The organism is Streptomyces sp. SID12488 (assembly GCF_010548275.1).
In the GTDB taxonomy this organism is placed as follows: domain Bacteria; phylum Actinomycetota; class Actinomycetes; order Streptomycetales; family Streptomycetaceae; genus Streptomyces.
This window is the reverse complement of the sequence record NZ_JAAGLT010000018.1, coordinates 31,595-57,572: the sequence shown is the minus strand read 5'-3', so window position 1 is coordinate 57,572 and position 25,978 is coordinate 31,595. Positions and strand designations below refer to the sequence as shown.

General features: G+C 70.6%; 25 protein-coding genes and 1 riboswitch. Of the genes, 13 read left to right on the top strand and 12 right to left on the bottom strand.

From position 1 onward, the window contains the following. Positions 1-128: 128 nt before the first annotated feature. The 5 genes from G3I56_RS25430 (at position 129) to G3I56_RS25410 (ending at position 6,371) form a co-directional block, all read left to right on the top strand. Complete coding sequence (locus tag G3I56_RS25430) at positions 129-947, top strand: ATP-binding cassette domain-containing protein (RefSeq protein ID WP_164412735.1); 819 nt, start codon at positions 129-131, stop codon at positions 945-947. Further along, positions 919-3,003, top strand: coding sequence for a YhgE/Pip domain-containing protein (locus tag G3I56_RS25425; protein ID WP_164412733.1), 2,085 nt, complete (start codon positions 919-921; stop codon positions 3,001-3,003). The genes G3I56_RS25430 and G3I56_RS25425 overlap by 29 nt, the downstream gene beginning before the upstream one ends. A gap of 44 nt (positions 3,004-3,047) precedes the next feature. Further along, positions 3,048-3,677 carry a TetR/AcrR family transcriptional regulator gene (locus G3I56_RS25420; protein ID WP_164412731.1) on the top strand — a complete coding sequence of 210 codons (630 nt, stop codon included), beginning with the start codon at positions 3,048-3,050 and terminating at the stop codon, positions 3,675-3,677. 390 nt (positions 3,678-4,067) lie between these two features. Further along, positions 4,068-4,682 (top strand): DUF4126 domain-containing protein, encoded by a 615-nt coding sequence (locus tag G3I56_RS25415; RefSeq protein WP_164412729.1) that lies wholly within the window; start codon positions 4,068-4,070, stop codon positions 4,680-4,682. 180 nt (positions 4,683-4,862) lie between these two features. Next, positions 4,863-6,371, top strand: a complete 1,509-nt coding sequence (locus G3I56_RS25410; RefSeq protein WP_203690629.1) for an NAD(P)/FAD-dependent oxidoreductase — start codon at positions 4,863-4,865, stop codon at positions 6,369-6,371. 46 nt (positions 6,372-6,417) lie between these two features. Here G3I56_RS25410 and G3I56_RS25405 read toward each other — a convergent pair whose 3' ends face one another. From G3I56_RS25405 to G3I56_RS25380, 6 genes are all read right to left on the bottom strand, one after another. Further along, the gene (locus G3I56_RS25405) at positions 6,418-7,482 is read right to left on the bottom strand and encodes a hypothetical protein (protein WP_164412728.1); all 1,065 of its coding nucleotides are present in this window, start codon (positions 7,480-7,482) and stop codon (positions 6,418-6,420) included. A gap of 56 nt (positions 7,483-7,538) precedes the next feature. Continuing rightward, on the bottom strand, positions 7,539-8,462 hold the full coding sequence (metF, locus tag G3I56_RS25400; RefSeq protein ID WP_164314545.1) for a methylenetetrahydrofolate reductase [NAD(P)H]: 924 nt from the start codon (positions 8,460-8,462) through the stop codon (positions 7,539-7,541). 132 nt (positions 8,463-8,594) lie between these two features. Beyond that, entirely contained in the window at positions 8,595-9,281 is a 687-nt protein-coding gene (thiE, locus tag G3I56_RS25395) for a thiamine phosphate synthase (RefSeq protein ID WP_164412726.1), read from the bottom strand. A 108-nt stretch (positions 9,282-9,389) separates the two neighbouring features. After that, on the bottom strand, positions 9,390-9,761 hold the full coding sequence (locus G3I56_RS25390) for an Rv2175c family DNA-binding protein (protein ID WP_164412724.1): 372 nt from the start codon (positions 9,759-9,761) through the stop codon (positions 9,390-9,392). A gap of 85 nt (positions 9,762-9,846) precedes the next feature. Beyond that, on the bottom strand, positions 9,847-11,085 hold the full coding sequence (locus G3I56_RS25385) for an FAD-dependent oxidoreductase (protein WP_343240049.1): 1,239 nt from the start codon (positions 11,083-11,085) through the stop codon (positions 9,847-9,849). 53 nt (positions 11,086-11,138) lie between these two features. After that, a complete protein-coding gene (locus G3I56_RS25380; RefSeq protein WP_164412722.1) occupies positions 11,139-11,510 on the bottom strand; it encodes a hypothetical protein in 372 nt (123 codons plus the stop codon). A 49-nt stretch (positions 11,511-11,559) separates the two neighbouring features. Further along, positions 11,560-11,673, top strand: a riboswitch (TPP riboswitch). Here G3I56_RS25380 and thiO point away from each other — a divergent pair. The 6 genes from thiO (at position 11,670) to G3I56_RS25350 (ending at position 17,490) form a co-directional block, all read left to right on the top strand. Next, positions 11,670-12,833, top strand: coding sequence for a glycine oxidase ThiO (gene thiO, locus G3I56_RS25375; protein ID WP_164412720.1), 1,164 nt, complete (start codon positions 11,670-11,672; stop codon positions 12,831-12,833). It overlaps the preceding riboswitch by 4 nt. A gap of 8 nt (positions 12,834-12,841) precedes the next feature. Continuing rightward, positions 12,842-13,042, top strand: a complete 201-nt coding sequence (gene thiS, locus G3I56_RS25370) for a sulfur carrier protein ThiS (protein ID WP_164412928.1) — start codon at positions 12,842-12,844, stop codon at positions 13,040-13,042. 3 nt (positions 13,043-13,045) lie between these two features. Further along, positions 13,046-13,840 (top strand): thiazole synthase, encoded by a 795-nt coding sequence (locus G3I56_RS25365; RefSeq protein ID WP_164412719.1) that lies wholly within the window; start codon positions 13,046-13,048, stop codon positions 13,838-13,840. A gap of 209 nt (positions 13,841-14,049) precedes the next feature. Beyond that, positions 14,050-16,023, top strand: a complete 1,974-nt coding sequence (pknB, locus tag G3I56_RS25360; protein ID WP_164412718.1) for a Stk1 family PASTA domain-containing Ser/Thr kinase — start codon at positions 14,050-14,052, stop codon at positions 16,021-16,023. 34 nt (positions 16,024-16,057) lie between these two features. After that, entirely contained in the window at positions 16,058-16,930 is an 873-nt protein-coding gene (locus tag G3I56_RS25355) for a deoxyribonuclease IV (protein WP_164412717.1), read from the top strand. 68 nt (positions 16,931-16,998) lie between these two features. Continuing rightward, positions 16,999-17,490, top strand: coding sequence for a DUF4396 domain-containing protein (locus G3I56_RS25350; RefSeq protein WP_164412716.1), 492 nt, complete (start codon positions 16,999-17,001; stop codon positions 17,488-17,490). Positions 17,491-17,508: 18 nt separating this feature from the next. On the opposite strand, the gene G3I56_RS25345 is transcribed toward G3I56_RS25350, so the two are convergent. Next, the gene (locus G3I56_RS25345) at positions 17,509-18,156 is read right to left on the bottom strand and encodes a sulfite oxidase-like oxidoreductase (RefSeq protein ID WP_164412715.1); all 648 of its coding nucleotides are present in this window, start codon (positions 18,154-18,156) and stop codon (positions 17,509-17,511) included. Positions 18,157-18,340: 184 nt separating this feature from the next. Between G3I56_RS25345 and bfr the strand changes: the two genes are divergently transcribed. Beyond that, on the top strand, positions 18,341-18,820 hold the full coding sequence (bfr, locus tag G3I56_RS25340) for a bacterioferritin (protein ID WP_164314527.1): 480 nt from the start codon (positions 18,341-18,343) through the stop codon (positions 18,818-18,820). Here the strand turns inward: bfr and G3I56_RS43295 are convergent. Both G3I56_RS43295 and G3I56_RS25330 read right to left on the bottom strand, forming a co-directional pair. After that, positions 18,817-19,065: a (2Fe-2S)-binding protein gene (locus G3I56_RS43295; RefSeq protein WP_164412714.1), complete on the bottom strand. Its 249-nt coding sequence runs from the start codon at positions 19,063-19,065 to the stop codon at positions 18,817-18,819. The genes bfr and G3I56_RS43295 overlap by 4 nt on opposite strands. A gap of 176 nt (positions 19,066-19,241) precedes the next feature. After that, positions 19,242-20,594, bottom strand: a complete 1,353-nt coding sequence (locus tag G3I56_RS25330) for a 3-deoxy-7-phosphoheptulonate synthase class II (protein WP_164412713.1) — start codon at positions 20,592-20,594, stop codon at positions 19,242-19,244. 345 nt (positions 20,595-20,939) lie between these two features. On the opposite strand from G3I56_RS25330, the gene G3I56_RS25325 reads away from it, so the two are divergent. Next, entirely contained in the window at positions 20,940-22,811 is a 1,872-nt protein-coding gene (locus G3I56_RS25325) for an anthranilate synthase family protein (protein WP_164412712.1), read from the top strand. Between the two features lie 45 nt (positions 22,812-22,856). Here the strand turns inward: G3I56_RS25325 and G3I56_RS25320 are convergent, their stop codons facing one another. The 3 genes from G3I56_RS25320 to G3I56_RS25310 all read right to left on the bottom strand — a co-directional run bounded on the left by G3I56_RS25320 (position 22,857) and on the right by G3I56_RS25310 (position 25,901). Continuing rightward, the gene (locus G3I56_RS25320; RefSeq protein WP_164314520.1) at positions 22,857-23,885 is read right to left on the bottom strand and encodes a 6-phosphofructokinase; all 1,029 of its coding nucleotides are present in this window, start codon (positions 23,883-23,885) and stop codon (positions 22,857-22,859) included. A gap of 73 nt (positions 23,886-23,958) precedes the next feature. Next, entirely contained in the window at positions 23,959-24,654 is a 696-nt protein-coding gene (locus G3I56_RS25315) for a response regulator transcription factor (RefSeq protein WP_239135099.1), read from the bottom strand. Between the two features lie 26 nt (positions 24,655-24,680). Next, complete coding sequence (locus G3I56_RS25310; protein WP_203690648.1) at positions 24,681-25,901, bottom strand: DUF5931 domain-containing protein; 1,221 nt, start codon at positions 25,899-25,901, stop codon at positions 24,681-24,683. Between the last annotated feature and the right edge of the window lie 77 nt (positions 25,902-25,978).

Below are 25,978 nucleotides of genomic sequence, written 5' to 3'. Positions count from 1 at the left end.
CGTATGTGCCCATCGTGCGGTATGGCACTGACAATCCGTTCTGACCTGGTCTTTTGCTTCGATCGAGGGTTCGGGTTATTTTTTGCACTGACCAGTCAGTGCAAAAAAGTGTCAAGGGAGCGGGAACTGTGGACGGTCCGCACGGGCTCGGGGTGACCACCCGGGCTTTCGGGCTCAAGGGGCCTCGCGGCTGGGCATTCCGTGGGGTGTCCTTCGACGCGGAGCCCGGCTCTCTGATCGCGGTGGAGGGGCCGTCCGGTTCCGGACGCACCTGCCTCCTGCTCGCGCTCACGGGCCGGATGAAGGCAACCGAGGGGTCGGCCGCGGTCGGCGAGTGGGGTCTGCCCAAGCAGTCGGCGGCGGTCCGTCGCGTGAGCGCGCTCGCGCACGTCCCCGGCGTCACCGACCTCGACCCCGCCCTGACCGTCGGGGAGCACCTGCGGGAACGGGCGCTGCTGGAGCGCCGGTTCGGCGGTTCCCTGCGCGGGCTGCTGCGGCCACGGGCGGAACGGGCGGCCGAGACGGAGCGGCGCGTCGACGCCGCGCTGACGGCCGCCGGTCTCGACCGTGAGGCGCTGCCCAAGGGTTCCCGGACCGCCGTACGCGATCTGGAGCGGCTGGAGGCGCTGCGGCTGTCCGTGGCGCTGGCCCTGATCGGCGGGCCGCGACTGCTGGGCGTGGACGACACCGACCTGAAGCTTTCCGGCGCCGAACGGGGCGAGGTCTGGGCGCTGTTGAGGTCCCTCACCGAGGCCGGGACGACCGTCGTGGCGGTGTGCAGCGAGGCTCCGGAAGGAGCCGTCACCGTGTCGACGTCTCCGCGCACGGAGGAGACGGACGAGAAGACGGCCGAAAAAACGAACGCAGTGACGAACGCAGTGACGAACGAGCAAGAGACTCACGAGAAGGAGACGGTGGATGCGCTCCCCGAGACTGGCCGCGCTTGAGCTCAGGCGTTTCGGCCGGGGCAGGCTCCCACGGGCCGCGCTGGCCTCGCTCCTGCTGCTGCCGCTGCTGTACGGCGCCCTGTACCTGTGGTCCTTCTGGGACCCGTACGGCAGGCTCGACCGCATCCCTGTGGCGCTGGTGAACGACGACAAGGGGGCGAACGTCGCGGGGAAGAAGCTCGCCGCCGGTGCCGACATCGTCAAGGGGTTGCGCGACAGCGACACCTTCGAGTGGCACGAGGTGACCACCGCCGAGGCCCGGGAGGGCGTCGAGGACGGCACGTACTACCTGTCGCTGACCATGCCGGCCGACTTCAGTGAGCGGATCGCGTCCAGCTCGGGCGACTCCCCGGAGACGGGCGCGCTCCAGGTGCGGACGAACGACGCCAACAACTACATCGTCGGGCAGATCTCCCGGACGGTGTTCGGCGAGGTGCGTACGGCCGCCTCCACCAAGGCGTCGCGGTCGTTCCTGGACCGGATCTTCGTCTCGTTCTCCGACATCCACGGGCAGACCGTGAAGGCCGCCAAGGGCGCCGACACCCTCACGGGCGGTATCGGGAAGGCCGAGCAGGGCTCCAAGGACCTCGCCGACGGGCTGAAGGACGCCAAGGCGGGCAGCGGCAAGCTGGTCAGGGGGCTGAAGAAGCTCGACACGGGCGCGGGCGATCTGGCGGACGGCTCACGGCAGGTCGCGGCGGGCACGCAGACGCTCGCCGACCGGGTCAACGGCGTCTCGGACCGGCTGGGGCCCTTCCTCAAGGACAACGAGAAGACCATCGGGGACGCCGCCCAGCTCGTCGCCGACTCGGCCGGTACGGTCCGGCGCAACCTCGGCACCCTGGTGAAGGCCGCCCCGGTCGCCGCCAAGGGTGCCCACACGGCCTCCGACACCCTGAACGGGGTCTACCGGGCGCGCTGCGAGACCGCGGTACTGCCGGACGCCGCGTGCGCCGACCTGAAGAAAGCCAGGAAGGCGGCGGCGGACGTGGCGACGGTCGCCGACGACGTCAACACGCTGATCGCCGACCAGAACGGCGACCTGGACCGGCTCGACCAGCACCTCGCCACGCTCCAGAAGCAGGCCCAGGCCCTCGCCGACCGCGCCCCGCGCCTCTCCGAGGACCTCGACGACGCCGTCCGGAAGGTCGACAAGCTCAACGCGGGGGCCGCACAGGTCGCCGCGGGAGCGCGGAAGCTGCACACCGGGCTCTCCACCGCCAGGACCGGCGCGACCACCCTGCACACGGGCGTGGGCGACCTCAAGACGGGCGCGGACGACCTCTCCGGAGGCATGTTCAAGCTCGCCGACGGCTCCGGGAAACTCGCCGGCGGGCTGCACGACGGCGCCGGGCAGATTCCCGACTACGACCGGCAGGACCGCGACGCGCGTACCGAGGTGATGTCCGACCCGGTCCAACTCGCCTCCAGGGACCTGCACAAGGCACCCAACTACGGCACCGGATTCGCCCCGTACTTCATCCCGCTGTCCCTGTGGGTGGGCGCGATGGTCGCCTACATGCTGATCCCGCCGCTCAACCGGCGGGCGCTCGCTGCGGGCGCCCCGGCGTGGCGCATCGCACTGGCCGGCTGGCTCCCGGTGGCCGCCCTGGGCGTGCTGCAGACCGTGGCCCTGATGTCCGTACTGCACTGGGCGATCGGCCTGGAGATGGTACGGGCGGCCGGAACGGTGAGCTTCCTTTTCCTGGTCACGGCGTGCTTCGCGGCGATCGTCCAGTGGCTGAACGCGCGCTTCGGAGCGGCGGGCCGGATTCTCGTACTCGCCTTCCTGATGCTCCAGTTGACGTCTGCGGGCGGCACCTATCCCGTGCAGACCAGTCCCGGCTTCTTCAACGCGATCCACCCCTTCATGCCGATGAGTTACGTCGTCGAGGCCCTGCGCAGGCTCATCACGGGCGGTGGGCTCGGCCCGGTGTGGCAGGCGTGTGCCGTGCTGGCGGCGTTCACAGCCGGCGCCCTGGCGCTGACCGCCGTGTCGGCCCGCCGCGGGCAGGTCTGGACCCTGGACCGACTGCACCCGGAGCTGAGCCTGTGACGTCCCGTCAGCGTGGGCCTCGTGTTCCTGTGAGAATCAGGGCCATGGAACGCAGCAGCACCCCGCCGGGCGGCAGTCCGCGCCGCGAGGCAACCCGGCAGAAGCTCTACGAGGCCGCCGTCACGCTCATCGCCGAACAGGGATTCTCCGCCACCACGGTGGACGAGATCGCCGAGCGGGCCGGCGTCGCCAAGGGCACGGTCTACTACAACTTCGCGAGCAAGTCGGTTCTCTTCGAGGAGTTGCTGCGACACGGCGTGGAACTCCTCACCGCCTCCCTCAGGGAGGCGGCCGAGCGGACCGACCGGGACGGCGGCACCAAGGTCGACGCCCTGGACGCGATGATCCGGGCCGGGCTCGTCTTCATCAGCCGCTATCCGGCCTTCACCCAGCTCTACGTGGCCGAACTGTGGCGCACCAACCGGACCTGGCAGTCCACCCTGATGGTGGTCAGACAGCAGGCGGTCGCGGTCATCGAGGACGTCTTGCGCGAGGCGGTGGCGGGCGGCGAGCTCAGCGACGAGATCGACATCCCGCTGACCGCGGCGGCCCTGGTCGGCATGGTCCTGGTCGCCGCCCTGGACTGGCAGTCCTTCCAGCCGGAACGCTCCCTGGACGACGTCCACTCGGCGCTGTCCCGGCTCCTCCAGGGACGGGTGAGCGGCAACCGCTGAGCGGGCGGGGCCGGGCGCACAGGAAAGCGCCGGTTCGATGTGGCCGCGTCCCCCGCGGGCCACCTCGAACCGGCGCTTCCTTCCTGCTCCCCCGTTCCCTCCCCCGTTTTTCCCGTCCCCCGTTTCCCCCGTGCGGTCGTTCCCCCGGGTCCCCCAGTGCCTCGCTCCCGCCGACGGATCGGCGGAAGGAGCGGTCCAGGGCACCGGCACCGTTCCGCCGCCCCGTGTCGGCGGTACCGGAGCCGTGCCCCTTTCCGTGGCACCACTCTCTCGTTCCCGCAGGTCGCAGCCCATCCGTGCGGCTACTCATCTCTCGCCCTAGGTACGCGTACTCAGCCCTGCGCACTCAACCCCAGGACGCGCCGTTGCCGACTGGTTACCATCGCGTCCGTGTCGGTACTCCCTTTGGTCTTCACCAGCGGCTGGGCCAGCGGCATCAACGCCTACGCGGTGGTGCTGCTCCTCGGCGTCTTCGGCGCGACCGGACTGAGCGACGAGGTGCCCGAGTCGTTGCAGCGCCCCGAGGTGCTCATCGTGGCGGGCGTGCTCTTCCTGTGCGAGGCGGTCGCCGACAAGATCCCGTACGTGGACTCGGCGTGGGACGCGGTGCACACCGTGATCCGGCCGGTCTCCGGGGCCGTCGTCGGGGCGCTGCTGGCCGGTCAGAGCGGTTCGCTCCCCGACCTGGCGGCGGGCGCGATCGGCGGTTCGACGGCGCTGGCCAGCCATGCGGTCAAGGCCGGGACGCGGATGGCGGTCAACACCTCGCCGGAGCCGTTCAGCAACGTGATCCTGAGCTTCGCCGAGGATCTCGGGGTCGGCGGCATCGTGACGTTCGCGATGTTCCACCCCGAGGCAGCGGCGATCATCGCGGGCGCACTGCTGCTCACCGGCCTGGTCGTGCTGTACTTCCTGGTCTCCCGGATCAGACGGTTCCTGCGGCGCCGGGCCCAACGGCGCGAGGAGAAACGGCTCGTGGCCTGGGCAGGTAAGCCGCCAGGGTGACCGCCAGCTTGTCCCGGCCCTAAGGGCCGGGACCGTCCTGCTGATGCCGGGGACCGATAAAGTCCCTCGCGTGACTCCGCTCCCCCACCTGAGGTGGGGGGCTTCCAGCCCGAAGGCTGCGGTCCAGCCCGAACCGGCCCCTTTCGGGACACAGCGAAAATACCATCCCGTAGGAGACTGATGGCACGGATTGCGGTGATCGGCGCAGGCATGGGCGCGATGGCGGCCGCTGCCCGGCTGGCCGTCGCGGGCCACCGGGTGGCGGTGTACGAGCGTGGGGAGACGTACGGCGGAGCGGTGCGCCGCTTCGAGCGCGACGGCTTCTCGTTCGACACGGGCCCCGGGCTGCTCACCCTGCCCGCGGTCTACCGCGACCTGTTCGTCAAGACGGGCAAGCAGCCCCTTGAGGAGTGCGTCGAGCTGGTCCAGGTCGACCCGTCCTCACGGCACGTCTTCCCGGACGGTACGGAGGTCGCCCTGCCGAACGCGTCCCGCGCGGGCGTCGTCCAGGCCCTGGAGGCGGCTCTGGGAGCCGGGGCGGGTGACCGCTGGGGCGACTTCCTGGTCAGGGCTCGGGAGGCCTGGGACCGGACCCGCAGACCGCTCCTGGAGGAGCCCCTGTGGACCGACTGGCGGGTGCTGGCCGAGCGGGAGCCCTATCCGGCGGTCCCCCACAGGCGGCTGCTGCGCACCCGCCGGGCCGGCACACTCGCCGAGGTCGCCGCCTGGGAGCTGCGCGACCCGCGCCTGACCGCCCTCCTGGACAGCCACGCCCTGGCGTACGGCCACGACCCACGGGAACTTCCGGCGAGCGCGGCCGTACTGCCGTACATGGAGCACGCCTTCGGCACCTGGTACGTCCGGGGCGGCATCCGGGAGTTGGCGCGTGCGGTGTACGAGCGGTGTCTGGAGCGGCGGGTCGAGTTCGTCTTCGGCGCCGAGGTCACGGCGATCGTCGAGAAGGACGGCCGGGCGGCGGGGATCGAGCTGGCCGACGGGACCGTCACGGAGGCCGACCATGTCGTCGCGGGCGTGGATCCCAAACGGCTGAAGCAGCTGACCGGGCACGTTCTCGACGCGGACGGTGACGTGTTCGGCGATGCGTCGGCGCCGTCGCCGGGCCCGTTCACCGTGCTGCTGGCCCTGCGCGGGGCCCGGGAGGCGGGCGCCGCGCATCGCACGGTCGTGCACGCGCCGGACCGCGTGGCCGAGCTGGACTGGCTGACCAATGAGGGGCCCGGCCCGGCGCGGCCCACGGTGACCGTGCTGCGGCCCGACGACCCCGCGCTGTGGCCCGACGAGGAGCACGAGTCCGTCGTCCTGACGGCGGTGGCACCGCCCCATGGCAACTGGGCAGCGACGAACTCGGTGCAACCGTTCGTGAGTCTGATGGTCGGCGCGGCCGAGACAGCCGTCCCCGGGCTGCGTGAGCGGGTCCTGTGGCAGGAGATCCGGACCCCCAGTCACAGCGAGGAGGAGACGGGTGCCTTCTGCGGAGGCGTGTCGGCTCCCTCACTCGCGGGCGCCGAAGGGTACTTCCTGCATCCCGCCAACACCACCCGCCTGCCGGGGCTGTATCGCGTGGGCGGCTGGTCGCACCCCGGGGGCGGGCTTCCGCACGCGGGGATGTCGGGCGCGCTGGTGGCGGGGCTGATCGTGGAGGGACCGGACTTCCGGGGCTCGCAGTGAACCCCGAGCCCGGGTGCCCGGGGGGCGGTCCTCGGAAACAGCGCCGCTAGAAGCGGTACTGCTGCTCGTCGTACCCGTGCCCGTTCGTCTGACCGTTGCCGTTGCCGTTGCTGTGCCCGTTGTCCTGGCTGTGACCGTTGCCCTGGCCGTTGCCGTTGTCCTGGTAGGGATACTGCTGCTCCGGCGGGAGTTCGCCGCCGAAGAACGGGTCCTCGGTGTTGCGCTGCTGCGGCACCCAGACACCGCTCGCCGGGGTCTCGTTGTAGTTGCCGGTGCCGTACTGGTCCTGGGCATAACCCTGCTGACCGTACTGCTGCTGGTCGTAACCGGCGTCGTACGAGTTGCCGCCGTAGCCCTGGCCGATGTACGGGTCGGAGTAGGCGGCGTACTGCTGCTGGCCCGAGTCGTCGTAGCCGTACTGCTGCTGGTCGTAGCCGGTGTAGCCGTCGTACCCGTAGGTCTGGTCGCCGCTCTGGGCCGCCGCCGCGTACGACTGGTCCTGGCCCGCGCCGGCGTACGACTGGTCCTGGCCGGTCGCCGCCGCGTACGCGGCATCGCTGTACACGCCGTACGAGCCGGTGTCGTCGGGGAGGGGCTGTGGTTCGTAGACGGCCGCGGGCCGGGCGGGGGTGAAGACGTCGTCCCGGTCGTAGTCGCGGTCGAAGTCGTCGCCCTGCTGGTACGTTCCGGCACCGGTGTCGTAGGCGTCGTTCCCGGCTCCGTCGGCGGCATCGTTTCCGAAGCCGTTGCCCGGTGCGTACGCGCCCTCGGGCGCCTCCAGGCCGGAGACCTCCAGCGTGGGGTCCTTGTGCTCCCCCTCGCCACGGCCTTTGCCGAACCGCCCGAGGAAGCCCGTACGGCCCGCGACGGCCCAACCGGCCGAGAAGCCGCTGCGGAACGACAGGGTGACGTACGTCTGCCCGACCGCGAAGGCCGCGGCGCCCAGGCCGATGACCAGCACATTCGGGATGAGCACGCCGAGGACCACGCCGAGGAAGCCGACGAATGCCAGCAGCCGCCAGCGCAGCCGCGCCTTGTACTGCAGCAGAACCTCTCCGAGTAGCCACAACGCGACGATGCCAAACGCGATGTAGAGGACCGTCCAGCCCATGTACGCCCCTCTCCCAGTGGCCGCTACGCAGTGTGTCGTACGCCGGTGCGGCCGGTCTAGGCCCGCTGTGGGTGGTGCAGACCCAGGTTTTCGTAGATTTCCAGCGATGCCGTGGAGTTGTTCAGCGTAATGAAGTGCAGTCCGGGGATTCCCTCGGCCAGCAGTCGCGCGCAGAACTCCGTGGCGAACTCGATGCCAATGGAGCGTACAGCCGCCGCGTCGTCTTTGGCTGTGAGGATCCGCTCTTTCAGGGTAGACGGGATGGCCGCGTTGCTGAGCTGCGGCAGCCGCTCCAGCATCCGCACGCTGGTCACGGGCATGACCTCGGGGATGACCGGGGTCGGGCAGCCCGCCGCCGCGACGGCGTCCCGCAGCCGCAGATACGACTCCGGGTGGAAGAACATCTGGGTGATCGCGTAGTCCGCGCCGGCCCGGCACTTGTCGACGAAGTGCGTGACGTCCGTGTCCCGGTCGGGAGAGCGCGGGTGCGTCTCGGGGAAGGCGGCGACGCCTACGCAGAAGTCGCCCGACTCCTTGATGAGACGCACGAGTTCGGCCGCGTACGTCAGACCGCTCGGGTGCGGTACCCACTCGGCCATCGGATCGCCGGGCGGGTCTCCGCGCACGGCCAGGATGTTACGGATGCCCGCGTCGGCGTACTGGCCGATGATGTTGCGCAGTTCGGCGACGGAGTGGTTGACCGCGGTGAGGTGGGCGACCGGGGTGAGCGTCGTGTCGGAGACGATCTGCTGGGTCTCCTTGACGGTGCCCGCGCGCGTCGATCCGCCGGCGCCGTACGTCACGGACACGAAGTCCGGCGCGACCGCCTCGACCCTCCTGAGCGCGTTCCAGAGGTTCCGCTCGCCCTTGGGAGTCTTCGGCGCCGAGAACTCGAAGGAATACGTGGTCTTGCCGGACGCGAGCATGTCACGCACCGTGCGCGCGTGGTCAGTCCTGGTGGACGCGGTTCCTAGGGCCATACCCGCAGGTTAGTCAGGGGACGGCGGTACCCCAACCTGATGGCGGGAATTTGCCCGGATTGTCGATTTGTTGCCCACGCCTCGGACGCCCTGACTCCGACACCTGGACCTCAGGGACCTCCGACGGCCCAGCTACAGGGCTCTCAGCCTCTTGGTGAACTCCGCAGCCGCCGCGCCCGGGTCGTCGGCCTCCGTTATCGCCCGCACGACGACGACCCGGCGGGCGCCCGCCGCCAGCACCTCGTCCAGGTTGCCCAGGTCGACGCCGCCGATGGCGAACCAGGGGCGCCCGGTGGCGAGCCCGGCCGTGTACCGGACCAGGTCGAGGCCGGGCGCGTGGCGGCCCGGCTTGGTGGGGGTCGGCCAGCAGGGGCCGGTGCAGAAGTAGTCGACGCCCTCCTGGACGGCGGCTGCCGCGGCCTCGGACTCGGCATGCGTGGAACGGCCGACGAGCACGTCCGGGCCGAGGATCGCGCGGGCCGCCGGGACGGGCAGGTCGCCCTGGCCGAGGTGGAGTACGTCGGCACGGGCCGCGTGCGCGACGTCCGCGCGGTCGTTGACCGCGAGGAGCCTGCCGTGCCGGGCGCAGGCGTCCGCGAAGACCTGGAGGTGATCCAGCTCCTCTGCCGCTTCCATGCCCTTGTCGCGCAGCTGCACGATGTCGACCCCGCCGGCCAGGACGGCGTCCAGGAACTCGGCGAGGTCGCCCTGCCGCCTGCGGGCGTCGGTGCAGAGGTAGACCCGGGCGTCGGCGAGCCGCGCGCGGGTCGTGCGGGCGTCGGCGGTCGTCCCGGGCACGGTGTCGGTCGTCTCGGGCATACGGGTGTCCCCCCATGGGCGCGCCCATGGGGGTTCTCCCCCGGACGCGCCCCTGTGTGGTGTGGAGGTGTGCGGACCGCGGCCCGCACACCGGAACGGCCGGGCGGATCAGACGGCGAGCGCCTGGGCGCGACGCTTCACCTCCGTGCCGCGATTCTCACTGAGGGCCTGCGCGGGGGTGCCGGGCAGGCTCGGGTCTGGAGTGAAGAGCCACTCCAGCATCTCGTCGTCGGAGTAGCCGTCGTCCCGCAGGAGCGTCAAGGTGCCGGTGAGGCCCTTGACGACCTTCTTCTCGACCCCGTCGATGAAGGCGGCGGGGACGTGCAGCGCGCGGTTCTCGCCACGGCGTACGGCGATCACTTGGCCCTCCCTGACCAGCTGCCGAACGCGTGTCACCTCGATATCGAGGATTTCCGCGATGTCGGGCAGCGTGAGCCAGGCGGGGACGAGAGCATCGATCTTTGCGTCAATCTCGGTCACGGGACAAGCGTGCCATCCCGCACTGACACTCGGAAGCCAGGCCCCTCCGAGCTGGGCCGATCCGGTGGCGTCGGGCGGCCTCGGGCTACACCGTGGCCGCCTTCAGGGGCCGGGACGGGTCAGTCAGCGCCTCGGCGTCCATCAGGGCGCCCGCCTCGACCAGACGGCGCCCCTGGGCCAGGTCCCGGGGGCGGCCCACGGCCAGCAGGGCGACCAGGCGGCCGTCCCGCAGCCAGCAGACCGTCCAGGCGGGGCCGGACGGGTCGCCGCGCCACAGGGTGGTGTCGGCGGTCTGGTGGTGGCCGACGTACTGGACGAAGCGGCCGAACTGCTCCGACCAGAAGTACGGGACCGGGTCGTAGACCGCCGGGGACTCCCCGATGATGTTCGCGGCGACCACGCGGGGTCCCTGGAGGGCGTTGTCCCAGTGGTGCACCAGAAGGCGCCGGCCATACCTTCGCGAAGGGAAGGAGGCGCAGTCGCCGACCGCGTAGACGTCCGCCGCCGAGGTGCGCAGGTGGTCGTCGGCGACGACCTCACGATGGTCGCCCAGGGCGATACCCGAGTCCGCGAGCCAGGCTGTCGCCGGGCGGGCGCCGATGCCGACGACGACGGCGCCCGCGGGCAGCCTCGAGCCGTCGTCGAGCACCACCACGCCGGGCTCGACGCGGGCCACGCGCGCGTGGGTGCGCAACGAGGCGCCACTGTCGGCGTACCAGGCGGCCATCGGCGCGGCCACCTCGGCGGGCAGGGCGCCCGCGAGCGGCCGGTCGGCGGCCTCGACGACGGTCACGGCGCAGCCTGCCTCACGCGCGGCCGTGGCGAACTCGGCACCGATCCAGCCTGCCCCGACGACCACGATGTCGTGCTGGCGCGCGAGTACGGGCCGCAGCCGCTCGGCGTCGTCGAGGGTACGCAGCAGATGCACACCGGGTACGCCCTCTGTGCCCGGCAGCCGGATCGGTTCGGCGCCGGTCGCGAGGACCAGGACGTCGTAGGGCACGGGTCCCTCGGGGGTGTCCAGCTCGTGTTCGCCGGTGCGGACACCCAATACCTCGCGCCCGAGCAGCAGTTCGATGCCGAGGGCCTCGAAGTCGACATCGAAGGCGGAGCCCTCCGCCTTGCCGAGCAGGACGGCCTTGGACAGCGGCGGCCGGTCGTACGGCTGATGGGGTTCGGCACCGAACAGCGTGACGGTGCCGGTGAACCCCTGCTCGCGCAGGGCGACCGCGGTCTGCACACCGGCCATGCCCGCGCCCACGACGACCACGCGTCGCGGCGGCGACCCGCCCGGTGTGCCCTGTGCCTGCGTCTGCTCACTCACCCGATCACCATAGACAACTGACAAATTGTCAGTCAGTGGGCGCGGGAAGTGACCTACTGCACACCCGCGCGCTCGACGTCCTGGACCTGCGCGACCTGCTCGACCAGGCTCGTCCCGCTGCCCGGCTGCGACTCCCACTCCCAGGTCTCCGTCAACCGCAGCCGCCCGTCCGGCAGTTCGGACACCTCGGACGCACAGTGGCCCGAGGACGTCGTCCCGTCGTGCTTCAGCTGCACGTACCGGAAGTCGAGGCGGTCACCTTCCCGTGTACCCACGAGACGGCCGCGTACGACATCGCCGCCCGCGTACTCGGCCCAGATCTCGCCGTCCTGCTCGTGATAGGTGAACCGGGTGCGCGTTCCCACCTGGCCCGGCGCCTGGTCCACGACCGGGGCGAGGACGAGACCGTCGAGCGAGCGGGGCATGGGCGAAGGCTCCCTTACGTGGGTGTCGGACCGCGGGCTAGGGTGGCCAGCGTAAGCACGCGGGAGCCCGGACGCACCGGGCTGAGAGGGAGGCTGGACGGCCTCCGACCGTACGAACCTGATCCGGGTCATGCCGGCGAAGGGAGGGGCTGGACGCCCATGTCGCGTACACACACCTCGGACGTCGTTGTCGTCGGAGGAGGGATCATCGGGCTGGTGACGGCCTGGCGGGCCGCGCAGCGCGGGTTCGCCACGACCGTCGTGGACCCCGTGCCGGGCGGTGGGGCCGCTCAGGTGGCGGCCGGGATGCTGGCCGCCGTCACGGAGCTGCACCACGGCGAGCAGACCCTGCTGGGGCTGAACCTGGAGTCGGCCCGCCGCTACCCGGACTTCGTGGCCGAGCTCACCGAACTGACCGGCCACGACCTCGGCTACCGCCGCTGCGGCACGCTCGCCGTCGCACTCGACTCCGACGACCGCGCCGAGCTGCGCGAACTGCACGCCCTGCAACAGCGGTCCGGCCTGGACTCGGAGTGGCTCTCGGGGCGCGAATGCCGGCGCCTGGAGCCGATGCTCGCGCCGGGCGTGCGCGGGGGGCTGCGAGTGGACGGCGACCACCAGATCGATCCGCGGCGGCTGGCCGGGGCCCTGGTGGACGCGTGCGAGCGGGCCGGGGTGGTACTGCGCCGGACGTGGGCCGAGCGGCTCGACGTACGGCGGGGTCGGGCCGTGTCGGTCACGGATTCGGACGGCGACGAACTGGCCGCCGGTTCGATCGTGCTGGCCGGGGGCAGCCTCAGCGGGCGGCTCGCGGGCGTCCCCGAGGCCGTCCTGCCGCCCGTACGGCCCGTGAAGGGGCAGGTGTTGCGGGTGACCGTGCCGAAGCGGTACGCGCCGTTCCTGAGCCGGACCGTGCGGGCCGTGGTGCGCGGCAGCCAGGTCTATCTGGTGCCGCGCGAGAACGGTGAGCTGGTCGTCGGGGCGACCAGCGAGGAGCTGGGCTGGGACACGACGGTCACGGCGGGCGGTGTGTACGAGTTGCTGCGTGACGCCCACGAACTCGTCCCCGGGATCACCGAGTTGCCGTTGACGGAGACACGGGCCGGTCTGCGCCCCGCGTCCCCCGACAACGCGCCGCTGCTCGGCCCGACCGCCCTGGACGGGCTGCTGCTGGCCACGGGCCACTATCGCAACGGTGTGCTGCTGACTCCGGTCACGGGAGATGCCATGGCCACTGTTCTGGCCACCGGTGAACTGCCCGACGAGGCCCGGGCCTTCACGCCCCGCCGGTTCGACACCGCACGCATGGAGCAGCTGGTATGAGCCATCACTTGAGCATCCTGGTGAACGGTCGGCGGCGCGAGGTCTCCCCGGGTACCGCGCTCGACGCGCTGGTGGAGTCCCTCACCCCGGCGCCCTCCGGTGTGGCCGCCGCGCTCAACGAAACCGTCGTCCCACGCGCGCGGTGGTCGTCGACCTCCCTCGCCGAGGGTGACCGCGTCGAGGTCCTCACCGCCGTCCAGGGGGGCTGAGCCATGGCCGACGATCCCTTTGTCCTCGGCGGTACGACCTTCACGTCCCGGCTGATCATGGGTACGGGGGGTGCGCCCAGCCTCGACGTACTGGAGCGGGCGCTGGTGGCCTCCGGCACGGAGCTGACGACGGTCGCGATGCGGCGCGTCGATCCCTCGGTGCACGGGTCGGTGCTGTCGGTGCTGGAGCGGCTGGGCATCCAGGTGCTGCCCAACACCGCGGGGTGCTTCACCGCCGGGGAGGCCGTGCTGACGGCCCGGCTGGCCCGGGAGGCGCTCGGTACGGACATGGTGAAGCTCGAGGTCATCGCCGACGAGCGGACACTGCTGCCGGATCCCATCGAGCTGCTGGACGCGGCGGAGGTGCTGGTGGAGGACGGGTTCACGGTGTTGCCGTACACGAACGACGACCCGGTGCTGGCGCGCAAGCTGGAGGACGTGGGCTGCGCGGCGATCATGCCGCTCGGGTCGCCGATCGGGTCGGGGCTGGGGATTCGCAACCCGCACAACTTCCAGCTGATCGTGGAGCACGCGCGTGTGCCGGTGATTCTGGACGCGGGGGCGGGGACGGCGTCGGACGTGGCGTTGGCGATGGAGTTGGGGTGTGCGGGAGTGATGCTGGCGTCGGCCGTCACCCGGGCGCGGGAGCCGGTGTTGATGGCGGAGGGGATGCGGTACGGGGTGTTGGCGGGGCGGTCGGCCTACCGGGCCGGGCGGATTCCCCGGCGGCACTTCGCTTCGGCATCGTCGCCAGTGACCGGGCTCGCCGAGCTGGATCCCGAACGGCCTGCTTTCTAGGCACCCGGCGCTCCCCTCCCGTTTGATCTCGCACCCGCGCACCAGCCGTTTCGAGCCCGTTTGCACGTGCAGCTCTCCTGTAGGGGTTCCTCTCCATCGGCGGCTTCCCGTGCGATCTGCGTCACAGGTCAGCTGCAGTCCCGCTGCTTTCCTGTGCTTTCCTGGCCGAAACTGCGGGCTTGTCAGCGGCGGCTCGTACACTCACCTGCGTGGATACGACCCTTCAGGACCCTCTCGTCGGGCAGGTGCTCGACGGCCGCTATCGCGTGGACGCGCGGATCGCGGTCGGCGGGATGGCCACGGTCTATCGAGCCGTGGACACCCGCCTCGACCGTGTGCTCGCCCTCAAGGTGATGCATCCGACGCTCGCGGCGGACGTGTCCTTCGTCGAGCGCTTCATCCGGGAAGCGAAGTCCGTGGCCCGGCTCGCGCACCCCAACGTCGTGCAGGTCTTCGACCAGGGCACCGACGGGCCGTATGTCTATCTCGCCATGGAGTACGTCGCCGGCTGCACCCTGCGTGACGTGCTGCGCGAGCGCGGCGCGCTCCAGCCGAGGGCCGCGCTCGACATCCTGGAGCCGGTGCTCGCCGCCCTCGGCGCCGCGCACCGGGCCGGGTTCGTGCACCGCGACATGAAGCCCGAGAACGTGTTGATAGGGGACGACGGGCGGGTCAAGGTCGCCGACTTCGGACTCGTGCGGGTCGTGGACACGGTCACCAACACGACCGGGTCCCTCCTCGGCACCGTCTCCTACCTGGCGCCCGAGCAGATCGAGAGCGGCACCGCCGATCCCCGGGTCGACGTGTACGCCTGCGGAATCGTCCTCTACGAGATGCTGACAGGCGACCAGCCGCACTACGGCGACTCCCCCGCGCTGGTGCTCTACAAGCACCTGCACGAGGACGTGCCGCCGCCCTCGGCTCTCGTGCCGGGGCTGGCCTTCGAGCTGGACGCGCTGGTCGCCTCGGCCACCGCGCGCAACGCCGGCATCCGCCCGTACGACGCCGTGGCGCTGCTCTCGCAGGTCCTGGAGACGCGCGGGTCGCTCGACACCGACCAGCTGGACGCCGTACCGCCGCAGGCCATCACCTCGGTACACGGAAACGCCGAGAACCTGACGAGTGTCATCCCGCGCGCGCTGTCCGTGCCGCGGCCCCTGCCCGTCAACGAGGACGAACCCCCGGTCGACGAGCGGCACTTCAACCGAGCCGACCGGACCAACCGGACCAGTCGGCTGGGGTCCGTCGCCGCCCCGGAGACCGCCCCGCCCTCCCGGCGGGCCGCGCGGAGTCCGAGACGGCGTGCGCCGGTCGCCATCCTCATCGCCGCCGTACTGCTCGTCCTCGGTGTGGGTGCTGGCGTCTGGTACATCAACTCCGGGCAGTTCACGCATGTCCCGGCGGTGCTGTCGCAGACCCGGGCGCAGGCCGAGAACCGGCTGGAGAAAGCCGGGCTCGAGGCAAAGATCAACGAGTCCTACAGCGACACGGTGAAGCGCGGCACCGTCATCAGTACCGACCCGGGGGTCAGTGAGCGCATCCGGGTCAACGACACCGTGACCCTGACCATCTCCATGGGACCGGAGACCGTACCCGTGCCCCAGGTCACGGGCCTCCGTCTCGACAAGGCCAGAGCGCTGCTGAAGCGGAACGGACTGGAGCCGGGGAGGGTCACCCGGGAGTTCAGCGAGGAGGTGCCCCGCGGCTCCGTGATCAGCACCAGCCCTGATGCCGGCACCGAGCGGCGCGCGGGCTCCGCGGTCGCCCTCGTCGTCAGCAAGGGCAGCCCGGTGGAGATCTCCGACGTCACCGGCGCCAGCCTCGCCGACGCGCAGGCCGAGCTGGAGGAGGCGGGGCTGAAGGTCAAGGTCGCCACGGGGACCGTCAACTCGGACGAGTTCGAGCAGGGAGAGGTCGCCGTCCAGTCACCGGAGGGCGGCAGCGAGGCCGAGCAGGGCGACACGGTCACGCTGACGATCTCCAAGGGCCCCGAGATGATCGAGGTCCCGGATGTCGTGGGCGACAGCGTCGACGACGCGAAGGAGGCTCTGGAGGGGGCCGGGTTCACGGTCGACGAGGACCGGGGGCTGCTCGGACTCTTCGGAGACACCGTGAAGAAGCAGTCCGTGGACGGCGGCGACACCGCCGCCAAGGGGTCGACGATCACCATCACGATCCGCTGACGGGAGTCGCGGCGCCGCGTGACACCCTGAACGGGTGACCAGCAAGCAGCTCCGCAACCCCGTCGGCGGCCATGTTCCCGTGGCCGGCGGTCTCCACTCCGTCGGCCTGTCCTACGCCCGTGACCTCCTGGCCGAGACCGTGCAGGTGTTCGTAGCCAACCCGCGCGGCTGGGCGACACCGGTCGGAAATCCCCGGCAGGACGAGGCGTTCCGGACGGCGTGCGCCGACGGCTCGATCCCGGCGTACGTCCATGCCCCATACCTGATCAACTTCGGCTCGCACACCGAGGCGACCGTCGAGCGGTCGGTGGAGTCGCTGCGGCACTCGCTGCGGCGCGGGCGGGAGATCGGCGCGCTGGGCGTGGTGGTACACACCGGGAGCGCGACCGGCGGACGGGACCGGCCCGTGGCCCTCAAGCAGGTACGGGAGTATCTGCTGCCGCTCCTCGACGAGCTCACCCACGACGACGACCCGTTTCTGCTTCTCGAGTCGACCGCCGGGCAGGGCTCCTCACTCTGTTCGCGCACCTGGGACTTCGGGCCGTACTTCGAGGCGCTCGACGCCCATCCCAGGCTCGGCGTCTGTCTCGACACCTGCCACATCTTCGCCGCCGGGCACGATCTGACCGGGCCCAGCGGGATGCACCAGACCCTCGATCTGCTCGTGGACACGGTCGGCGAGGGGCGGCTGAAGCTGATCCACGCCAACGACTCCAAGGACGTGGTCGGCGCACACAAGGACCGGCACGAGAACATCGGCGCGGGCCATATCGGCGAGGACCCGTTCCGCGCACTGATGACGCACCCCGCGACCGAGGGCGTACCGCTGATCATCGAGACGCCCGGCGGGAAGGAAGGGCACGCGGCGGATGTGGAGCGGCTGAAGAAACTCCGGGACGGGGAGTAGCTTCGGGAATACCCCTGGGGGGTATGTTGCTGGCGAGTGCAGTCAGCCGAACCTCACCGGGAGTACTCATGGAGCACGAGGCACACGCACACCAGCACGAGCACACACACCAGCAGCCCCCGGCCGCCACCTGGGCCGTGGCCGTCCAGGCCACCCTCCACTGCCTCACCGGCTGCGCCATCGGCGAGGTGCTCGGCATGGTCATCGGCACGGCATTGGGCTGGGGAAACCTGCCCACCACCGTCCTGGCGATCATCCTGGCGTTCTTCTTCGGCTACTCACTCACCCTGCGCGGCGTCCTGCGAGCCGGCGTCGACCTCCGTACGGCCGTCCGGATCGCGCTGGCCGCGGACACCCTGTCGATCGCCGTGATGGAGCTGGTCGACAACGGCGTGATCGTGCTGTGGCCCGGAGCGATGGACGCCCAGCTCGACGATCTGCTCTTCTGGGGCGCGCTGGCGATCTCGCTGGCCATCGCGTTCGTCGTCACCACGCCGGTCAACAAGTGGACGATCGGCCGCGGCAAGGGCCACGCGGTGGTGCACCAGTACCACCACTGACCTCAGGACCTCAGGACCTCAGAGCTCGGGGCCGTCCCCGGGCTCCTCCTGGTACGAGTAGCGCTGCTCGCGCCACGGGTCGCCGACATTGTGATAGCCGCGCTCCTCCCAGAAGCCGCGGCGGTCGGCGGTCATGTACTCCACCCCGCGCACCCACTTGGGACCCTTCCAGGCGTACAGGTGGGGCACCACCAGCCGGAGCGGGAAGCCGTGTTCGGCGGTGAGGAGTTCGCCGTCCTTGTGGGTGGCGAAGATCGTGCCGTCGGAGGCGAAATCGGCCAGCCGGAGATTCGAGCTGAAGCCGTATTCCGCCCAGACCATGACGTGTGTGACCTCGGGCGCCGGCGGAGCCGCCGTGAGGATCGTCCGCGCCGGAATTCCGCCCCACTCGGCGCCGAGCATGCTGAACTTCGTGACGCAGTGCAGGTCTGCCAGAACGGAGGAGTACGGCAGGGCCGTGAACTCCTCATGGCTCCAGCAGTGCTTCTCACCGTCGGCGGTGGCGCCGAAAACCCTGAACTCCCAGCGTTCGGCGCGGAATTTGGGGACCGGGCCGTAATGAGTGACCGGCCAGCCTCGCTGTACTCGCTGCCCCGGCGGCAATTCGGGCTGCGCCGCACCACCTGAATCGCGCTCTCCCGATTCGCTTTCCACCGGCTGACCCATGTCTCCATCCTGACAGACCAGGGAGAGTGCGCATGACCAGGCCAGTCCAGATTCCAACAAGTCCGGATAACTTGGACTAAGCATGCCCTTACTTACTAAGTGCGCACTTACTGGACGATCTTCGGCAGCGATGCGATCATTCGGCGGCAACCCAGCAAGTCCCCGTTTGGAAGGAGCCTCTGCGATGCAGGGCGACCCCGAGGTCCTCGAATTCCTCAACGAGCAGCTGACCGCCGAACTCACGGCGATCAACCAGTACTTCCTGCACGCGAAGATGCAGGAGAACTTCGGCTGGACGAAGCTCGCGAAGTACACGCGGCACGAGTCCATCGACGAGATGAAGCACGCGGAGATCCTCACCGACCGCATCCTGTTCCTGGAGGGTCTGCCGAACTACCAGCGGCTCTTCCATGTGCGGGTGGGCCAGACCCTCACGGAGATGTTCCAGGCGGACCGGCAGGTCGAGGTCGAGGCGATCGACCGCCTCAAGCGCGGTATCGAGGTCATGCGCGGCAAGGGCGACATCACGTCCGCGAACATCTTCGAGTCGATCCTCGCGGACGAGGAGCACCACATCGACTATCTGGACACCCAGCTGGAACTGGTGGAGAAGCTCGGCGAGCCGCTCTACATCGCGCAGCTCATCGAGCAGCCGGAGAGCTAGGCAGCCTCGTCCAGTTGTTCGGCCAGGTGTTCGGCCAGGACTTGCCGGCCCTCGTCCACGAGCCCGCGGGACGGGCAGGCGCCCCTGCCCAGCAGGGCCTGGATGCGTCGTACGCACGAGCCGCAGTCCGTGCCCGCCTTGCAGGCCGAAGCTATCTGCCGGGGGGTGCTGGCACCTTCCGCCGCGTGCTTCTTCACCTGCGTCTCGGTCACTCCGAAGCAGTTGCAGACGTACACGCGGGTCACCTCCCGACGGGGCCAAAGGTCGTGCCGCACCAAGACCAAGGATGTCCATCTGGCCGGTGAGGCAAACCTAACCTTACCCGGCTCGCAGGTGCCCGAAAAGTGGTGTGGGGCGCGGATCGTATGTGATCCGCGCCCCATGGCACGCGCCGGTAAGAGGCGCAACTACTGGTGATCTGCTACTGGTCCCGGTACATCTCCGCGACCAGGAACGCCAGGTCGAGCGACTGGCTGCGGTTCAGCCGGGGGTCGCAGGCCGTCTCGTAGCGGTGGTGCAGGTCGTCGACGAAGATCTCGTCGCCGCCGCCCACGCACTCGGTGACGTCGTCACCCGTCAGCTCCACATGGATACCGCCGGGGTGCGTACCCAGCTCCTTGTGGACCTCGAAGAAGCCCTTGACCTCGTCGAGCACATCGTCGAAGCGGCGGGTCTTGTGACCGGAGGCCGCCTCGTACGTGTTGCCGTGCATCGGGTCGGTGATCCAGGCCACCGTCGAACCCGACGCCGTGACCTTCTCGACCAGCTCGGGCAGCTTGTCACGGACCTTGTCGGCGCCCATCCGGACGATGAAGGTCAGCCGGCCCGGCTCACGGTCCGGGTCGAGACGCTCGATGTACTGCAGCGCCTCCTCGGCCGTCGTCGTCGGGCCGAGCTTGATGCCGATCGGGTTGCGGACCTGGGAGGCGAACTCGATGTGCGCGCCGTCCAGTTGCCGGGTGCGCTCACCGATCCACACCATGTGCGCCGAGACGTCGTACAGCCGTCCGGTGCGGGAGTCGACACGGGTCAGCGCCGACTCGTAGTCCAGCAGCAGCGCCTCGTGGGAGGAGTAGAACTCGACCGTCTGGAACTCGGCCGGGTCCGTGCCGCAGGCGCGCATGAAGTTCAGCGCGTTGTCGATCTCGCGGGCCAGCTGCTCGTACCGCTGGCCGGACGGGGACGACTTCACGAAGTCCTGGTTCCAGGCGTGCACCTGGCGCAGGTCGGCGTAGCCGCCGGTGGTGAAGGCGCGGACCAGGTTGAGCGTGGAGGCGGACGCGTTGTACATCCGCTTCAGCCGCTCGGGGTCCGGGATGCGGGACTTCTCGTCGAAGTCGAAGCCGTTGACCGAGTCACCGCGGTACGTCGGCAGGGTCACACCGTCGCGGGTCTCGGTGCCCTTGGAGCGCGGCTTCGAGTACTGGCCGGCGATCCGGCCGACCTTCACGACCGGCACGGAGGCCGCGTAGGTGAGGACGGCGCCCATCTGGAGGAGGGTCTTCAGCTTGGCGCGGATCTGCTCGGCGCCGACGCCGTCGAAGGACTCGGCGCAGTCGCCGCCCTGGAGGAGGAACGCCTCTCCCTTGGCGACGGCCGCCATCCGGGCGCGCAGCTGGTCGCACTCGCCCGCGAAGACGAGCGGCGGATACGACTCGAGCTCCGCAACGACTGCGCGCAGAGCCTCGGTGTCGGGGTACTCGGGCTGCTGCGCCGCGGGCAGGTCTCGCCAGGTGTTGCCAGCGCTGGCGCTGGTCTTAGCGTTCACGGTCACGGACCCAACATTACGGGGTCGTGTCGGGCGTCCATCCGCCTGCTCATCAAGTGAGACGCGGTTCGCTCGTTCGGGTCCGGTGAGCGGAATCGCTGGTCCGTGCGCCGGTTCACGATCTGCCCGCGACCCTTGGTGTATGGTCCGTCGCATGTTCGCGCACTCGACCCAGAACCAGAACTGGTGGTGGCCCGCTCACTCGGCGGCCCACTGACTTGCGCGTACGCAAGACTTCGCGAAGGCCGCCCGAGGGGCGGCCTTCGGTGTTTTCGCGGACTTCCGCGGACTTCCGCGCCGGGCCGTTCCTCCCGATCACTGATCCAGTCATCGATCGATGGAAGAGGAACGATGCGACTCGACCGGCTCCTGCACGACAACCGCCCGTTCGCGCTGCTCCACCGCCGCGCCCCCGGTCACGACCACTCCGTGGTCGAACTGCTGGTCGGCCCGGTGAGCACGTACGACCGGCTCGCCGACATCCCCGACGAGGGTCTCGCTCTCATCCCCTTCCGCCAGATCCGCGAGCGCGGCTTCGACGTCCGCGACGACGGCACTCCGCTCACGGTGCTCACACCCGAGGAGACGTACGAACTCCCTCTGGAGGAGGCGCTGGACCGGCTCCCCGCTCATGACGTGCGGGTCGAGAGCGGTGGCTTCGACGTCGGCGACGAGGAGTACGCGGACATCGTCGGGCGGGTGCTGCGGGAGGAGATCGGGCGGGGCGAGGGGGCGAACTTCGTCATCCGGCGGACGTACGAGGGCGAGATCCCCGGGTTCGGACGCGCCGACGCGCTCGCCCTGTTCCGGCGGCTGCTGGTCGGGGAGCGAGGCGCCTACTGGACGTTCGTCGTACACACCGGTGAGCGGACTCTCGTGGGCGCCAGTCCCGAGGTGCACGTCCGGATGTCCGGCGGCACCGTGGTCATGAACCCGATCAGCGGCACGTACCGCTATCCGGCCGAGGGGCCCACCCCCGAACACCTGCTCTCCTTCCTCGCCGACGGCAAGGAGATCGAGGAGCTGTCGATGGTCGTCGACGAGGAGCTCAAGATGATGTGCACCGTCGGCGACATGGGCGGGGTCGTGGTGGGGCCCCGGCTGAAGGAGATGGCCCATCTCGCGCACACGGAGTACGAGTTGCGGGGGCGGTCCTCGCTGGATGTGCGGGAGGTGCTGAAGGAGACCATGTTCGCGGCGACCGTCACGGGGTCGCCCGTCCAGAACGCCTGCCGGGTGATCGAGCGGCACGAGGTCGGTGGGCGCGGCTATTACGCGGGGGCGCTGGCGCTCGTCGGGCGGGATGCGGGCGGGGCGCAGACCCTCGACTCACCGATCCTCATCAGGACCGCCGACATCGCGCCGGACGGGCGGCTGCGGGTGCCGGTCGGCGCCACGCTCGTCCGTGGCTCGGACCCGGCGGGCGAGGTCGCCGAGACCCACGCCAAGGCGGCCGGGGTGCTGGCCGCGCTGGGTGTCGTACCGGGACGCCCCCGGGAGACGGGCGTACGGCCGCGGCTCATGGACGATCCACGGGTGCGGGCGGCGCTGGACGGGCGGCGGGCCTCGCTGGCGCCGTTCTGGCTGCGGATGCAGGAAGCGCCCGAAAAGGGAGCGGAACTCTCCGGGCACGCGCTGGTCGTCGACGCCGAGGACACCTTCACGGCGATGCTCGCGCACGTCCTGCGGTCGTCGGGCCTGGAGGTGACCGTCCGGCGCTACGACGAGCCGGGGCTGCGGGAGGCCGTCGCAGGGCACGAGGGGCCGCTGGTTCTCGGGCCCGGCCCCGGTGACCCGGGCGACCTGGCCGACCCGAGGATGCGGTTCCTGCGCGAACTGACCGCCGAGGTCGTCCGGGACCACCGGCACGGGGTCCTCGGTGTCTGTCTCGGGCACGAGCTGATCGCGGCGGAGCTGGGGCTGGGGATCGTACGGAAGGATGTGCCGTACCAGGGCGCCCAGACGGAGATCGATCTGTTCGGGCGGACGGAGACCGTCGGTTTCTACAACAGCTTCGTGGCGCACTGCGACGACGAGGCCTCCAGGGAGCTGGCGGCGCACCGGATCGAGGTCAGCCGGAGTGCGAGCGGCGAGGTGCATGCGCTGCGGGGCCCCGGTTTCGCGGGTGTGCAGTTCCACCCGGAGTCGGTGCTGACGCTCAACGGGGCTGCTGTCGTACGGGAGTTGATGGGGCGGCTGCGGGGCGCGGGCACCCTCGGTTGAGGCGGACGGGCGCCCGGGGTCGTACCCGGGCGCCCCTGCGCGCCCTCAGCCGAAGAAGACGCTGACCTCCTCGTACAGCTTCGGGTCGACCGTCTTGAGTTTCGCCGTGGCCTCCGCGATGGGGACGCGGACGATGTCCGTGCCGCGCAGGGCGACCATCTTGCCGAAGTCGCCGTCGCGGACCGCCTCGATGGCGTGCAGGCCGAAGCGGGTGGCGAGCCAGCGGTCGAAGGCGCTGGGGGTGCCGCCTCGCTGGACATGGCCCAGCACCGTGGTGCGCGCCTCCTTGCCGGTCCGCTTCTCGATCTCCTTGGCCAGCCACTCGCCGACGCCGGACAGCCGCACATGACCGAAGGAGTCGAGGGTCTGGTCCTTCAGCACCATGTCGCCGTCCTTGGGCATGGCGCCCTCCGCGACGACCACTATCGGCGCGTACGAGGCACTGAAGCGCGAGGTCACCCAGGCACACACCTGTTCGGTGTCGAAGCGCTGTTCGGGGATGAGGATGACGTTGGCGCCGCCGGCGAGGCCGGAGTGGAGGGCGATCCAGCCTGCGTGGCGGCCCATCACCTCGCAGACGAGGACGCGCATGTGCGACTCGGCGGTGGTGTGCAGCCGGTCGATCGCCTCCGTCGCGATGCCGACCGCGGTGTCGAAGCCGAAGGTGTAGTCGGTGGCGGACAGGTCGTTGTCGATCGTCTTCGGTACGGCGACGACCGGCACCCCGTACTCGTCGGTAAGGCGGGCCGCGACGCCGAGGGTGTCCTCGCCGCCGATCGCGATGAGCGCGTCCACCTCCAGCGCGGCGAGGTTCTCCCGAATGCGGGCTATGCCGTTCTCCTGCTTGAGGGGGTTGGTCCGCGAGGAGCCGAGGATGGTGCCGCCGCGCGGGAGGATGCCACGCACGGCCGGGATGTCGAGGCGCACACTCGCGCCCTCCAGCGGACCTCGCCAGCCGTCCCGGAAGCCGACGAAGTCATACTCGTACTCCTGTACGCCCTTGCGGACGATGGCCCGGATGACGGCGTTGAGCCCGGGGCAGTCGCCGCCTCCGGTCAGTACTCCGACGCGCATGGAAATGTCCCTTCGCCGCGGGTTCCTGACGAAGGATCAGTGTGACGTGCGCCTCACTCGGCGTCGAGACTTCTCACTCGTCGTCCAGGCCACGCTGTATCGCGTACCGCACCAGTTCCACCCGGTTGTGCAGTTGCAGCTTGCCCAGGGTGTTCTGGACGTGGTTCTGGACCGTGCGGTGGGAGATGACCAGGCGTTCGGCGATCTGCTTGTAGCTGAGGCCCTTGGCCACCAGCCGCAGCACCTCCGTCTCGCGGTCGGTGAGCTCCGGGGCCCTGGGCTCGTCGGCGCCCGCGGCCGGGGCCGGCTCGGAGGCCAGCCGGCGGTACTCGCCGAGGACCAGACCGGCCAGACCCGGGGTGAACACCGGGTCGCCGACCGCCGTACGGCGCACCGCGTCCACCAGTTCCTCCGTCGAGGCCGACTTCAGCAGGTAGCCGGTCGCGCCCGACTTCACCGCCTCCAGTACGTCGGCGTGCTCGCCGCTCGCCGAGAGGACCAGGACACGCAGGGCGGGGTGGGACCCGACCAGTTCCTTGCAGACCTGGACGCCGGGTTTGGCCGGCAGGTTCAGGTCGAGGACGAGGACGTCCGGTGTGACAGCGCGGGCCCGGCGTACGGCCTGCTCGCCGTCGCCCGCCGTGGCGACCACGTCGAACCCGGACTCGGCCAGGTCGCGGGCGACCGCGTCGCGCCACATGGGATGGTCGTCCACCACCATCACCCGTAGCGGGCTCTGGCGTCCTTCCCCTTCCCCGTCCCCGCTCATGCCCTTGTTCTCGTTCCCGGTGGCCGTCATCGCCGCTCCGCCTTCCCCCGTGCCGCTCTGGTGTCCTTCGGTACCTTCAGTTCGACCTCGGTGCCCTGCCCCGGCACCGAGATCAGTTCGGCGTCGCCGCCGAGGTCACGCAGCCGGCCGCGGATCGACTGGGCCACCCCTAGCCGCCCCTCGCCCTCGGCCTGCGCGAGCCGCCCCTCCGGGATGCCCGGCCCGTCGTCGCGCACGGTCACGACAACGGAGTCCGGCTCGTCCTCGACCAGGATCCAGGCCCGGGCCCCCTCCCCGGCATGTTTCCGTACGTTGTCCAGGGCGGCGCCGACCGCGGCGGCCAGCTCCTTCGCCGCGGCCCGGGCCAGCGGCACGGGAGCGCCGGGCTCCGAGAGGGTGATCGTCGAGGTGGCGTACGGGACGAGCAGGGTGCGCAGGTCCACCGGGTCCGGCGCGTCCAGTGCGTCCGGCGCGGACTCTCCCGCCGCGTGCACGGCGGTGCCCGGCGCCCCGGGCTCCGCGTACCGCTGCTCCCGTGACTCCGGTACGAGGCCGGCGGAGACGAGGGCGCGCAGCGCGACCTCCTGCTCGCCGGCCATCCGGCCCAGTTCCCCGGCCTCGCCGCCGAGCACGGCGCCGCGCCGCTGCACCATCGCCAGTACCTGGAGGACGCTGTCGTGGATGTCCCGGGCGAGGCGCTCCCGTTCGCGGGTCGCGGCCTCGATCTCCAGGGCGCGGGCGAGGGTGCGCTCGGAGGCGCGGGCGACCTCGACGACGTACCCGATGGCGATGGAGGCGACCCACACCAGGATCACGTTGTGGACGGTGTCACGGGCCGGGGTGCCGCGCTCGACCAGGTTCACCACGGCGACCAGCGTCGACGCGAAGGCCGCCCAGCGCCAGCCGCCCTTGATCGCGAAGGCCAGGACGGCGCCCGCGGTCCATATCGACGGCAGGGTCGGGCCGCCCGACTGGACGCGTTCGTGGGTGTCGGCGAGGGGCGTGATGAGGATGCCGACGAGGGCGACCGTGAGGTCGGCGGCGAGGAAGCGCTTGGTGCAGCTGGCCGCGTTCGCCACCCAGGGCAGGGTGAGCAGGGTCCAGAGGAACAGGACACAGTAGTAGGCGACGGCGACCCAGGGACGCCGGAACCCGTCGTAGGCGGTGGCGAAGAACCCCACCGCGTACAGCATGGTGAGCACCCGGTACCCGGCCAGCGCACGCCACAGCGGCTGCTCGACCGACATCCGCATGCTCTTCGGACGCCCGGCTTTCTCACGTACGGCTTTCTCACGTACGGCTCTCTCGCGTACGGCTCTCTCGC

What these genes read in the sequence shown, in the direction of transcription:
- G3I56_RS25425 (WP_164412733.1), top strand. Translation starts at nt 919, where the DNA reads ATGCGCTCCCCGAGACTGGCCGCGCTTGAGCTCAGGCGTTTCGGCCGG.
- G3I56_RS25420 (WP_164412731.1), top strand. Translation starts at nt 3,048, where the DNA reads ATGGAACGCAGCAGCACCCCGCCGGGCGGCAGTCCGCGCCGCGAGGCA.
- G3I56_RS25410 (WP_203690629.1), top strand. Translation starts at nt 4,863, where the DNA reads ATGGCACGGATTGCGGTGATCGGCGCAGGCATGGGCGCGATGGCGGCC.
- G3I56_RS25405 (WP_164412728.1), bottom strand. Translation starts at nt 7,482, where the DNA reads ATGGGCTGGACGGTCCTCTACATCGCGTTTGGCATCGTCGCGTTGTGG.
- metF (WP_164314545.1), bottom strand. Translation starts at nt 8,462, where the DNA reads ATGGCCCTAGGAACCGCGTCCACCAGGACTGACCACGCGCGCACGGTG.
- thiE (WP_164412726.1), bottom strand. Translation starts at nt 9,281, where the DNA reads ATGCCCGAGACGACCGACACCGTGCCCGGGACGACCGCCGACGCCCGC.
- G3I56_RS25380 (WP_164412722.1), bottom strand. Translation starts at nt 11,510, where the DNA reads ATGCCCCGCTCGCTCGACGGTCTCGTCCTCGCCCCGGTCGTGGACCAG.
- thiO (WP_164412720.1), top strand. Translation starts at nt 11,670, where the DNA reads ATGTCGCGTACACACACCTCGGACGTCGTTGTCGTCGGAGGAGGGATC.
- G3I56_RS25365 (WP_164412719.1), top strand. Translation starts at nt 13,046, where the DNA reads ATGGCCGACGATCCCTTTGTCCTCGGCGGTACGACCTTCACGTCCCGG.
- G3I56_RS25350 (WP_164412716.1), top strand. Translation starts at nt 16,999, where the DNA reads ATGGAGCACGAGGCACACGCACACCAGCACGAGCACACACACCAGCAG.
- G3I56_RS25345 (WP_164412715.1), bottom strand. Translation starts at nt 18,156, where the DNA reads ATGGGTCAGCCGGTGGAAAGCGAATCGGGAGAGCGCGATTCAGGTGGT.
- bfr (WP_164314527.1), top strand. Translation starts at nt 18,341, where the DNA reads ATGCAGGGCGACCCCGAGGTCCTCGAATTCCTCAACGAGCAGCTGACC.
- G3I56_RS25325 (WP_164412712.1), top strand. Translation starts at nt 20,940, where the DNA reads ATGCGACTCGACCGGCTCCTGCACGACAACCGCCCGTTCGCGCTGCTC.
- G3I56_RS25320 (WP_164314520.1), bottom strand. Translation starts at nt 23,885, where the DNA reads ATGCGCGTCGGAGTACTGACCGGAGGCGGCGACTGCCCCGGGCTCAAC.
- G3I56_RS25315 (WP_239135099.1), bottom strand. Translation starts at nt 24,654, where the DNA reads ATGAGCGGGGACGGGGAAGGGGAAGGACGCCAGAGCCCGCTACGGGTG.
- G3I56_RS25310 (WP_203690648.1), bottom strand. Translation starts at nt 25,901, where the DNA reads ATGTCGGTCGAGCAGCCGCTGTGGCGTGCGCTGGCCGGGTACCGGGTG.